General features: G+C 55.6%; 10 protein-coding genes. 4 read left to right on the top strand and 6 right to left on the bottom strand.

The window, feature by feature from the left end; translation table 11 throughout:
* Positions 1–117: 117 nt before the first annotated feature.
* Complete coding sequence (locus tag GM154_RS14830; protein ID WP_219652630.1) at positions 118–438, top strand: DUF3509 domain-containing protein; 321 nt, start codon at positions 118–120, stop codon at positions 436–438.
* 38 nt (positions 439–476) lie between these two features.
* On the opposite strand, the gene GM154_RS14825 is transcribed toward GM154_RS14830, so the two are convergent.
* Complete coding sequence (locus GM154_RS14825) at positions 477–1,031, bottom strand: DJ-1 family glyoxalase III (protein WP_219652629.1); 555 nt, start codon at positions 1,029–1,031, stop codon at positions 477–479.
* 389 nt (positions 1,032–1,420) lie between these two features.
* Positions 1,421–1,654, bottom strand: a complete 234-nt coding sequence (locus tag GM154_RS14820; protein WP_010795213.1) for a hypothetical protein — start codon at positions 1,652–1,654, stop codon at positions 1,421–1,423.
* 339 nt (positions 1,655–1,993) lie between these two features.
* On the opposite strand from GM154_RS14820, the gene GM154_RS14815 reads away from it, so the two are divergent.
* Positions 1,994–3,403, top strand: coding sequence for a DHA2 family efflux MFS transporter permease subunit (locus GM154_RS14815; RefSeq protein WP_219652628.1), 1,410 nt, complete (start codon positions 1,994–1,996; stop codon positions 3,401–3,403).
* A 7-nt stretch (positions 3,404–3,410) separates the two neighbouring features.
* On the opposite strand, the gene GM154_RS14810 is transcribed toward GM154_RS14815, so the two are convergent.
* Genes GM154_RS14810 through GM154_RS14800 form a run of 3 tightly spaced genes read right to left on the bottom strand, consistent with a single transcriptional unit; the run spans position 3,411 to position 7,206 of the window.
* The gene (locus tag GM154_RS14810; protein ID WP_219652627.1) at positions 3,411–4,091 is read right to left on the bottom strand and encodes a Fe2+-dependent dioxygenase; all 681 of its coding nucleotides are present in this window, start codon (positions 4,089–4,091) and stop codon (positions 3,411–3,413) included.
* An 11-nt stretch (positions 4,092–4,102) separates the two neighbouring features.
* Positions 4,103–4,891 carry a tetratricopeptide repeat protein gene (locus GM154_RS14805; protein ID WP_258019853.1) on the bottom strand — a complete coding sequence of 263 codons (789 nt, stop codon included), beginning with the start codon at positions 4,889–4,891 and terminating at the stop codon, positions 4,103–4,105.
* A gap of 17 nt (positions 4,892–4,908) precedes the next feature.
* Positions 4,909–7,206: a TonB-dependent siderophore receptor gene (locus GM154_RS14800; RefSeq protein ID WP_219652625.1), complete on the bottom strand. Its 2,298-nt coding sequence runs from the start codon at positions 7,204–7,206 to the stop codon at positions 4,909–4,911.
* Positions 7,207–7,397: 191 nt separating this feature from the next.
* On the opposite strand from GM154_RS14800, the gene GM154_RS14795 reads away from it, so the two are divergent.
* The gene (locus GM154_RS14795; protein WP_219652624.1) at positions 7,398–8,693 is read left to right on the top strand and encodes an NCS2 family permease; all 1,296 of its coding nucleotides are present in this window, start codon (positions 7,398–7,400) and stop codon (positions 8,691–8,693) included.
* Between the two features lie 215 nt (positions 8,694–8,908).
* Positions 8,909–9,997, top strand: a complete 1,089-nt coding sequence (gene trmA, locus GM154_RS14790; protein ID WP_219652623.1) for a tRNA (uridine(54)-C5)-methyltransferase TrmA — start codon at positions 8,909–8,911, stop codon at positions 9,995–9,997.
* 34 nt (positions 9,998–10,031) lie between these two features.
* On the opposite strand, the gene GM154_RS14785 is transcribed toward trmA, so the two are convergent.
* Complete coding sequence (locus GM154_RS14785; protein ID WP_074824634.1) at positions 10,032–10,961, bottom strand: Gfo/Idh/MocA family protein; 930 nt, start codon at positions 10,959–10,961, stop codon at positions 10,032–10,034.
* Between the last annotated feature and the right edge of the window lie 77 nt (positions 10,962–11,038).

The raw sequence follows: 11,038 nt of genomic DNA, 5'->3' as shown, positions 1-11,038 counted from the left end.
ATGCTCTACCAGAAACCGTTATTCACTACAGATATAAAAGGCTTCGCCTGAAGGCTCGGTTTTTGCACAGCCTTCATGGTGTTTGAGCGGTACGTGAAGGCAGTGAGGAAAAGCACTATGGCAATGAGTCCCTTGCAATCCATTGCACAAGCGTTCGAGGCGGATTTCAGTATCAATTTTCTGATCGAAAATCTGGAAGGCAGCGTCACGCTGGTACTGACCGACCAGAAAGGCTCGAAAATCCGCCGAATCATCACAGCGGAACAACTGGCAGACCCGGCAAGGGTTCAGCGCGTAATCGACACCATACGGTTTGGGCTGGCCATTGACGCAGGCCAAGGAATTTCGGTGATGAAAGCGCTTTCGGAGCCGGCCAATGATCAGACACTTACGCCATCAATTGGCCGGCAAGGTGCGGCTTCCGATGGCACTGCCTAGGTGCGCCGTTGACCCACGACGGCGCACGGAACGTGCTATCAAAAGGGTGTCAGCAACGCCTCTGCAACGGTGTCGCGCTGTTCCTTACCCACAAGCTGATTGACCAGTTCAAGAGCAAACAGCTGGGCTGTACCGGGGCCTTGGCTAGTGACACAACGGCCATCCACTACGACGGGCTCGTTGACATATTGCCCTTGCTCGAGTTGCTCGATAAAGCTTGGGTAGCAGGTTATACGCTTACCCTTGACCAACCCCCAGGGTTCGAGAATGACAGCAGGCGCAGCGCAAATCGCTCCGTAGAGTCTGCCCTGTTCTACATGCCGTCGCATGAAATGGCGCAGCGCCGTGCAGTCGGCCAACCGTTGAGCGCCTGGCATGCCACCAGGCAAGACAATAAGATCAAAGCTCATGGCCTGCACTTCCAGTAAGGTCACATCGCTCATCAAGCGGGTACCTCTGGCCAGCGTAATCTGGCGACGCGCCTCGATACTGGTTACCAGTACCTCGATGCCAGCACGACGCAGTACATCGATCAGCGTAACGGTTTCGATATCCTCATTACCGTCCGCAACGGCAAGCAAAGCGCGAATCATGGAACCTCCTGCTGTCAGACACGCATACCTTAGTGCAAAGCATAGGTTCTAAAAACAACAAACGGTTCAGTTTGTTACCTTCGTTGAGGAGATCAGCGGGAATAGGATTGATCGATGACATTGATAGTGCAGCTAAACTCGGCATTCCAGAGCGCCCGGCAAAAGTTGAGCCTTGTTTGTACTACTCGCAAGATAAATCGGCCCACTGCAACGACATACTCCTTCCTGCTCACCTGTCATAAGCAAAGTTTGTGAATATCATTGTGCCTTAATATTTTAGGCTGGTATTACTTTGCTTTAAGAGAAAAGGCGTCGCAGGCTCTGCCGTGACGCCCCAGCTCAACAGGTAGGTTGGTTATTTATGGTGACCCTGTAGGTTACAAGGTCACTTAAACGCCAGCTTGATGCAGCGTTCTGGATGTTTTACGACCACGCAAGCTGGGCGACCATAGCCCCAGACGCGCCTGAAGTTGCTCGATACGTGCCAGCGCCTCAGCGTATGACTCGTTCAGTCCTTCGATAGTGTGCTTCTGCTGCTCAAGCTCTTTACGCAGCAGTTCATTTTCCTGGCGCAGGTTCAGTTCAAGCAGGATTTCATCAGAGTGGAAAAGATCATTCTGCATTACGAACACCCTTGATACTGTACACGCATACAGTAACTCAAAACTCCTCCTTGACAAATCAAAACCCGACCAAATGCACCTGTTTTTGAAGGGCAAAACCTCAGCAATGGCGCGGCCTCCAGCCCTCCTGGCAACCCCAGTTGACTGAACGAGCAAACAAACCGAAAAAGAGGCATTTGAAATCAAGCAGATAGCTATATTTTCTCGGAATTTCATTAACACTTATCAGCCGCTTCGCTGAAAATAACCATTTTCTCTTCTTTTCCAACCTTATTGGCTATACCCCACCCTTAACGATATCTGTAGGATGCTGTTGATCCACTTCCTGATGTCTCTCTCATGTCTTATTCCAAACGCCAGTCGACTTCTGTAGCCCTGCTGGTAGCTGCCACCTTTTTCATGGAAAACCTGGACGCTACTGTGATCGCAACAGCACTTCCACAAATGGGAGAGTCCTTTCGGCGTTCGGCTGTCGATCTTAACGTTGGGATCAGTGCCTACATTCTGGCGCTTGCTGTGTTCATTCCTATCAGCGGATGGATTGCGGACCGCTTTGGTGCCCGCCGTGTCTTTGCGAGCGCTATAGGCTTCTTCACACTGGCCTCGCTGCTATGCGGCATTGCTCAGACACTTGAGCAATTCATTGCCGCCCGGGTGTTGCAAGGCATTGGCGGTGCCATGATGGTGCCCGTAGGCCGTCTGGTAGTGTTGCGCATCACTGAAAAGAAGGATCTGGTCAGAGCCATTGCCTTTATTACCTGGCCTGGCTTGATCGCACCTGTACTAGGCCCTCCGCTAGGTGGACTGATTACTACCTATACGTCTTGGCGCTGGATTTTCTACCTTAACCTGCCCCTGGGGCTGATTGCTCTTATTCTGGCCATGCGAATGATTCCGACCGGCACCGAAACGCGCCGGGCACCACTTGATTGGTTTGGCTTTCTATTAGTAAGCGGTGCCTGCCTTACGCTTATGTTCGGCATGGAGCAAATCGGTCAAGGTCACGATACGCTGGGTAGTAATCTGGTATGGATATTGGCAGGTCTCATGCTGGGTGGATTGGCCGTCTGGCATATGCGCCAGCAAGAACACCCACTGATCGACCTTTCGAACCTCGGTATTCAGACCTACCGCGTGTCGCTGTATGGCGGCACTCTGTTTCGTATCAGCATCAACACCGCACCCTTTCTACTGCCATTGATGTTCCAGCTGTGCTTTGGCTTCAATGCGTTTCATGCTGGTCTGATTCTACTAGCGCTGTTTGCCGGAAACCTGTTCATGAAGGTGTTTACCACACCGGTCATGCGTCTGTTCGGTCTGCGGCGAACCCTGATCGTCAACGGTCTGGTTTGCGCCGTGACGCTTCTGCTCTGCGCTCTGCTGTCCGAGCGCTGGCCCCTGCCCGCTATTTTGATTCTGCTATTCGTAAGCGGCATGGCACGCTCACTGCAATTTACCGCCAACAATACACTTACCTTTGCCGACGTCCCCAAGCCCAGGATGAGCGACGCCTCCACCCTGTTCAGTACGGTATTTCAACTCTCGACCGGTATTGGTGTGGCTATTGGCGCATTGGCGCTCAGGGCCTCCATGGAGTGGAACGATCATGCCACAGCGCAGCTTACCGATTTCCACACGGCCTTCATCGTCATTGGCATAATAGGCTTGTTAAGCGTGATAGACAGCCTTGGACTGGCCCGCAATGCAGGGGATGCCGTTACGGGACATCAACCACGCCACGTCCGCTGAACAGGCGTTAGACGTCAGCCCATTGCCGGAGCAGGTTGTGATAGGTTCCGGTCAGTGCAAGCAGGGCCTCGTGATCAGGCACATCGCGGGTAAGACGCTGTATGGCCTGATCCAGGTCATACAACAAGCGGCGATGACCATCATCACGCACTAGGCTTTGAGTCCAGAAAAAACTGGCGATACGTGCGCCGCGTGACACCGGCGCAACCCGATGAAGACTCGTAGCAGGATAGATGACCATGTCACCTGCAGGAAGCTTGACCTGCTGCTCGCCATAGGTGTCCTGAATAATCAGCTCACCGCCATCGTAGGTATCGGGCGAAGAGAAGAAAAGTGTCGCAGAGACATCCGTACGGACCCGCTCAGGATGCCCTTTCAATGCGCGGATGGCGTTATCGATATGAAATCCGAAAGACCCGCCTTCTCTATAACAGTTGAACAACGGAGGAAACACCTTTCGTGGCAAGACTGCCGACACGAAAACAGGATGGTGGCTTAGACGCTGAACGATCTGATTGCCCAGCTCGATAGAGACCGGGTCATCCTCGGGTAATTGAATATTGTGCTTGGCTCTGGCGGACTGATGACCTGCCGTTACCTTTCCGTCTCCCCATTTCGCCTGCCGCAACACATGTTCGATGTCACATGCCTCTTCGGGCGAAAATACGCCGGGGATATGTACGAGCATAAACGTTTCCTTTAGGTGTCAGGGCACAGCGAAAGTGATGATGAAAAGCCTTCCTTGCCGGAAGACATCGCTGGCAAGGGTTCTTGCATTCGGGCGTAGCGGCTATTGATTTCAGCTGCCAGCGCACGCAATGGCTCACTGTCGGAGACCGCCAGTGCCTCGGCTATTTTTTGTAGAAAGCCGGGTGTGGCCGTTCGCATGGCCTGCCTTAGCCACGATACCGCTTCATCCACCCGCCCCTGTCGGGTCAGTAGGGCTGCATGACTGCACTGTCCTCGAAAGTCGCCAGCCTGTGCGGCAGACAGATACCAGCGTGCAGCCTCTTCCATGTCCACGGGTACGCCCCAGCCTTCTTCATAAAAGCGTCCTACCAGGTTCATTGATTTGGCGTGGCCTTGTCTGGCTGCCTGGCGGTACAGCTCCAATGCGGCGGCGCGATCCCTGGGTACACCACGCCCCTGCGCCAGCAAGTTGGCATAATTGTAGAATCCCCAGTCGAGCCCAAGCTGCGCGGCTTGGGCATACGCCCGTGCGGCAGCTGCCAGATCTACAGCCGTCCCCCAGCCATTTTCCAGACAACGCCCCACCATGTTCATAGCATCCGCATGACCATGGTGGGCTGCAATACGGAACCACCGCAACGCCAACGCCTGGTCGCGCTGAATGCCGTTACCATCAAGCAGGATCTGCCCGAGACGCGCCTGCGCCTCGGGCAAACCACGTTCGGCCCCCTGCAGGAGGAACCGAGCAAGTCGCCGCGGATCCTCCAGCCCGTAACGCAGCAGGGAGTCAGTGCCCAACGAGGAGTGCCGCCCTGTCAAAAGCTGTACTCGGCTGTTAACTGAGCACCGCGTCCTTCACCTGGAACACCGAAGCCACGGCCGTTGTACTGACGCCAGTAGTGCTTGTCGAATAGGTTGACGATATTGAGGCGCAGGGCCAGATCAGAGGTCGCCTGCCAGTCCACCGCCGCATTGTGCACCACATAATCCGGCACCTTTACACGCTGTTCGCTGGTAATCGCCTGCGCACGGCCCAAGGCAATGTAGCGCTCCCCTACATAGTTGACGCCATAGCTGACCGTCACGTCATGCGGCAGAGCATAGCTGGTCCAGAGGCTGGCTGAATGGCGCGGCGTGTTGGGCAGCGAAATTCCCTCCTCACTGGCGTTGGGGTTGGCAAAGTCGGTGCTACTGTTAACCGAGCTGTAGCTGCGGATCTTGCTCTTCATATACGCGTATCCACCGAACACCGACCACTTGTCCGTGATGTTGCCGGAAGCACCCAGCTCAAGACCATCAACGCGATATTTTGAGCTGAAAGCATTACCCAGCTCGTCGTCACTGTCATATTGCGTGCTTTCCAGATCCGTACGGAACAGGGCAGCCGTCAGTGACAGTCGCTCGTGCATCAGATCCCACTTGGTCCCTACCTCATACGTCTTGCCCTTGGTAGGTGAAAGCCCCTCCTCTCCCAGGCTTCCAGTTGTGGCGATCTGAATAGAACCGGGCTGCTTGGCATTGCCATAGCTGACGTAGAACGTCCCGTTATCCACGGGCTTGTAGCTCAGGGCGCCACGGTAGCTGAAAAGCTTTTCCTTCTGGCTGACGTTTGCTGCGTCCGTCCAGTTGCTCAGCGTACCGGTAGTCGTGTTCAGGGTGCGAGTGCGGTCACGTGTGGTACGTGCCTTCCAGTGATCCTGACGGGCCGAGACATCCAACTGCCATTGCGGTGAGAACTTCAGGGTATCAATCAGGTAATAGGCTTTGGTTTCCGACTCGGCGTTGATCTCGCCGGTGTAGGCGATCTCACGAGAACCAACGAACTTGGACGGCGGGTTGGCCGGATCAACGGCAAAGATGTTGCCCTGGGCACCATAGCGCAGGCTGCCCGTCTTGTACCGAAGGTCTTCCCGCGTGTATTCCAGGCCTGTGACCAGAGTATGCTCGATACCCGCGGTATCGAAGCGCCAAGTCACGTTCGCCTGGTCACTCAGTGTCTGGTTGTCGGTATGCCGCGCCGGACCGCGCAAACGACGCAGGGAGCCATTTCCGCCAGCTTGAAGCGATAGGTCGCCTCCTGGAGTCGTTACCACGTAACTACGCTGGAGCTGGTTGAACGAGAGCTGGTTACTGAAGGAGACGTTGCTGTTGATGTCATGCTCGAATCGCCAGGTCGCGCGATCGATGCGGTTGTCTTCCTTATCCAGGTTGCGGTAGCCAAAATATCCATCCCACTTGACGCCCGGAACCCGGCTTGGGTGGCCGCCACTCTGCCGGGGGTTCTTTCCGTCGTGTAGCGTTGGAATTCCGTAATCGTAATTACCGGTGTCTTCCAGATGTTCATACGTGAAGATATTGCGCGTGTCGGTATTGAGACCAAAAGCAAGCGAAGGTGCAATCCCCCACCGATCCCGCTCGATCCAGTCACGCCCGTTGATACCTGACTCATGCCCAACCAGATTCAACCGGAACGCAGTGCCGTTCTCCTCGTCGAGTACATGGTTGGTATCTAGGGTAAGACGCTTGTAATCTGCGGTCCCTACACCCGCCGTTACGCGGTTGAACTCATGAAGGCTGGGGGTCTTGGTGACCATGTTGATCGCGCCCCCAATGACACCCGCGCCCCAGGCCGAGGAGCTGGAGCCCTTGACGACTTCAACCTGCTCGGTATTGAACATTTCGGAGCGGGTGTAAAAGGCAGAGTCACGCACGCCATCCAGATAGACGTTCGACCCACCGTAGTTGCCGCTATTGAAGCCGCGGATATTGATGCTGTCCCCTACGCCACCTGCGCCTTCACCGGAGCTGAACGTAATACCAGGCACATTGGAGAGCACCTGCTCAAGCGTTTGGGCGTTCTGCTGCTCGATAACCGCCTGCGGCACGACCGTGATGCTTTGTGGGACGTCACGCAAGGGTTGCGTGTACTTGTCGGAGGACAGCGTTTGCGTCTGGTACTCCCCTTCAGCATCAGCTGTGACGGTCAGACTGTCCAGCTCCTGCGGCGCCTGCTCTGCGGTTTGTCCATAAGTCAGCCCCGATAAGGACGCCAGGGCCAAGCCAATGGACGTCTTGTAGGGAAGGCCGATTACCGAAGTATCTCTTTCTCGCATGACGAGCCCTTTTTCACGTTATTTTCACAAATGTCAAAATTTCGTGAAATGATAATGATTATCAAGCGTTCACGCCAGTGCGGCTTCGTCTGCTTATCGCTTTCAGAAAGATTATGAACGGAAACATCGGCTTGGGGACCTGCTATCATGCGCGCCCTTCGCTGACTTCAACTTATTCGGAGCCTTTTCCCATGCTGGAAAAACTCTTCCAACTCAAGGCCCATGGCACGAATGTGCGTACGGAACTGCTGGCAGGGGTTACGACCTTTCTAGCCATGGCCTATATCCTGTTCGTCAACCCGAGCATCCTCGGCGAGACCGGCATGGATAAAGGCGCGGTATTTGTTGCGACCTGCCTGGCAGCCGCCATTGGCTCGGCCATCATGGGCATGATTGCCAACTATCCCATCGCCCTGGCGCCAGGGATGGGCCTCAACGCCTTCTTTACCTATACCGTCGTGCTTCACATGGGGCATACCTGGCAGGCAGCACTGGGGGCGGTATTCCTGTCTGCACTGATGTTTTTCATCCTGTCGGTCTTTCGCATCCGCGAATGGATCATCAACAGCATCCCGCTGGCGCTACGCTCAGGAATTGCAGCTGGTATTGGCCTGTTCCTGGCACTGATTGCCCTTCAAGGTGCGGGTATCGTTGTAGATAACCCTGCCACCCTGGTAGGCCTGGGTGATCTGACGAAACCCGGTCCGATCCTGGCGGTCCTGGGCTTCTTCCTGATCGTGGCGCTGGAAGCCCGTGGGGTCACAGGTGCCGTCCTTATCGGTATTCTGGCCGTCACGCTCGTGGCTATCGGTATTGGTGCTACGCCCTTTGGCGGCGTACTATCCATGCCGCCCTCGCTGGCGCCTACCTTCCTGCAGCTGGACATCAAGGGCGCGCTGGATATCGGTTTGGTGAGTGTAATCTTCGCCTTTCTGTTTGTGGATCTGTTCGATAACTCCGGCACGTTGATCGGGGTGGCCAAGCGCGCCGGGCTGATGGGCCCGGACGGTCACTTGCCCAAGATGGGACGTGCCCTGATTGCGGACAGCAGCGCGGCCATGTTTGGCTCGTTGCTGGGTACATCCACGACCACCAGTTACATCGAGTCGGCTGCAGGCGTCAGCGCTGGCGGCCGTACAGGACTGACGGCAGTCGTAGTAGCCGTTCTGTTCCTGCTGGCTCTGTTTTTTGCACCGCTGGCTGGCAGCGTTCCAGCCTTTGCGACTGCACCGGCGCTGTTCTTTATTGCTGTCCTGATGGCCTCGGGGCTGGCCGAAATCGAATGGGATGATCTGACCACGGCCGCGCCCGTTCTGATCACGGCCCTGGCCATGCCACTGACGTATTCCATTGCCAATGGCATCGCGTTCGGCTTCATCTCCTGGACAGTTATCAAGCTATTGTCGGGTCGCACACGTGACCTGAACATTGCCTTGGTCATCCTATCCATTCTCTTCGTCATCAAATTAGGCTGGTTCAACGCCTGATGTTGAGCATGAGGGTGGGCCTGGCCCACCCTTTTTTACGCTGTGAGGCAGTGGTACTGCCTGATCAGTCTGGACGATGCGTAGCGACAAGCCGTTGCCCTAGGATTTTTCCCTATGGTTTCGGCCCGAGAAAATTCTCAGACTAATGGCAATGGCTGAATAGCAGCCTTGCCTCCACCCTAGCTGAAAAGCCCACTACGTTCACTGAGCTGACCATGAATGTTCCCTCCTTCGAGCCTGCGGATTACGCAACGCAGTTAATGGCGAAAAAGAATCGCCTCATCGAGCTGCTGGCTCCATTCGATGCACCTGAACCTGAAGTATTCGACTCGCCCCTTGCGAATTACCGACTGCGCGCCGAGTTTCGTCTATGGCGTGAAGAAGGCGAACGGCACTACGCCATGTTCGAACAGGGCGACAAGCACACGCCTATCCTGATTGAAAACTTCCCTATCGCAAGCCTGCTCATCAATGAGCTTATGCCACGCCTTAAGGCTGCCTGGCAGGCGAGCGAGACGTTGTCGTTCAAGCTGTTTCAGGTGGAGTTCCTGACTACTCTGTCCGGGGAGGCGCTCATCACCCTGGCCTACCATCGGCCATTGGACGATGCCTGGGAAACTGCTGCGGAATGCCTGGCCGCCGAGCTGAACGTCAATATCGTCGGGCGTTCCCGTGGCAAACGGATCGTGGTCGGGCGGGATTACGTCAACGAAACGCTGACTATTGCAGGTCGCGAATATCACTATCGCCAGCCAGAGGGTGCCTTCACTCAACCCAATGGGACGGTGAATCAGAAGATGCTGGGCTGGGCCTACGATGTACTTGGCGAGCGGGACGATGATCTGCTTGAGCTGTACTGTGGGAACGGTAACTTCACCCTGCCGCTGTCTACCCGCGTTCGCAAGGTACTGGCCACCGAGATCAGCAAGTCATCGGTGAATGCTGCACTGGCAAACTTGGCAGATAATGGCATCGACAACGTGACCCTCGTGCGCCTGTCTGCCGAAGAGCTGACCCAGGCCCTCAATGAGGTGCGTCCGTTCCGTCGCTTGGCGGGTGTTGATCTTAAAAGCTACGCCTTTGGAAGCGTGTTTGTAGATCCGCCTCGTGCGGGGATGGACCCGGACACCTGCGAGCTAACACGTCGCTTCGACCGTATCCTCTATATCTCCTGCAATCCGGAAACGCTGGCTCAGAACATCGCCCAGCTACAGGATACTCACCGTATTGTGCATTGCGCCCTGTTCGATCAATTTCCCTGGACGCATCACATGGAAAGCGGCGTCCTGCTTGAGCGCCGCTAAGGTTTGACCGGGCGGTTACTCCGCCCGGCTACTATCACTGCTTATCTTCGTGGAACGGCTCGATGGTCTCACGTCGGCCGTACATGAATGCATCCGCCACATGCCGCAACGGCGCGACGTCCACATCGGACTGACCGCTTTTGACCAGCTCGGCAAAGCGGGCATACAGGCCGGGATACTCTTCATCCGGACCTTCTTTTTCAAGCTGATCGTCAATGTAGAGTTGGCTGCCACCCTTGGACAGGGTCAGTTTGCCTTGATCGGTCTCGACATGAATGTCCCATGTCTGCGGCCCCGTTTGCAGGAAGTCCAGGTCCGCCTGAATGGCTGCACCGCGCTCATAATTGAACTCCAGCTGCGCACGAATCGGCGTCTGGCAATTCTCTGGAACCTGCAGCGCTGCCTGTTTGAGAAAGAACGGCCTGGGCAGAATTTCGGTTACGATGGACAAGGCATTGATGGCCGGGTCAAAAATGCCCATACCACCCGGCTCCCAAATCCAGGTTTGCCCCGGGTGCCAGACGCGTACATCTTCTTTCCAGTTGACCTGCACGGCTTTGATGGTTTTGTCGGCCAGCCAGGCTTTGGCCGGTGCCACTCCTTGAGCATAACGGGAGTGCCAGCTGGCAAACAGGGTCTTACCCGCGGCCTTGGCCTGCTCCGACAGTGCCTCGACCTCACTGAGGGTTGCCCCTGGCGGCTTTTCAAGAAATACATGCTTGCCATGGGCAAGGGCCAGTTGAGCCTGTGCATAGCGTACGGCTGGCGGTGCGCAGAGGGAGACGGCGTCCAAATCCGGCACGGCGTCGAGCAGCTCTTCAAGGGTCTTGTAGTGAGCTACGCCATCAAGAGAAGCATTACGGCTGGCGACAGCAACGAGCTGATAGTCAGGATTTTTTTGCAAGGCAGGCAGGTGTTGATCCTGGGCAATCTTGCCGAATCCGACGATGGCGATTTTGATCATATGATTTTCTCAATCCTTTTTTCAAAGCGCATGAGAAAGCGCGCCTTTATTCTTGTTCACGGCCTGTGCAGTTTCGC

Origin of the sequence: Pseudomonas sp. MAG002Y (assembly GCF_019400845.1) — a bacterium.
Taxonomy (GTDB): Bacteria; Pseudomonadota; Gammaproteobacteria; order Pseudomonadales; family Pseudomonadaceae; genus Chryseomonas; species Chryseomonas luteola.
Note: the sequence above shows the minus strand (reverse complement) of the source record. Positions and strands in the feature narration are given on the sequence as shown.

What these genes read in the sequence shown, in the direction of transcription:
- GM154_RS14815 (WP_219652628.1), top strand. Translation starts at nt 1,994, where the DNA reads ATGTCTTATTCCAAACGCCAGTCGACTTCTGTAGCCCTGCTGGTAGCT.
- GM154_RS14820 (WP_010795213.1), bottom strand. Translation starts at nt 1,654, where the DNA reads ATGCAGAATGATCTTTTCCACTCTGATGAAATCCTGCTTGAACTGAAC.
- GM154_RS14795 (WP_219652624.1), top strand. Translation starts at nt 7,398, where the DNA reads ATGCTGGAAAAACTCTTCCAACTCAAGGCCCATGGCACGAATGTGCGT.
- GM154_RS14825 (WP_219652629.1), bottom strand. Translation starts at nt 1,031, where the DNA reads ATGATTCGCGCTTTGCTTGCCGTTGCGGACGGTAATGAGGATATCGAA.
- GM154_RS14810 (WP_219652627.1), bottom strand. Translation starts at nt 4,091, where the DNA reads ATGCTCGTACATATCCCCGGCGTATTTTCGCCCGAAGAGGCATGTGAC.
- GM154_RS14785 (WP_074824634.1), bottom strand. Translation starts at nt 10,961, where the DNA reads ATGATCAAAATCGCCATCGTCGGATTCGGCAAGATTGCCCAGGATCAA.
- trmA (WP_219652623.1), top strand. Translation starts at nt 8,909, where the DNA reads ATGAATGTTCCCTCCTTCGAGCCTGCGGATTACGCAACGCAGTTAATG.
- GM154_RS14800 (WP_219652625.1), bottom strand. Translation starts at nt 7,206, where the DNA reads ATGCGAGAAAGAGATACTTCGGTAATCGGCCTTCCCTACAAGACGTCC.
- GM154_RS14830 (WP_219652630.1), top strand. Translation starts at nt 118, where the DNA reads ATGGCAATGAGTCCCTTGCAATCCATTGCACAAGCGTTCGAGGCGGAT.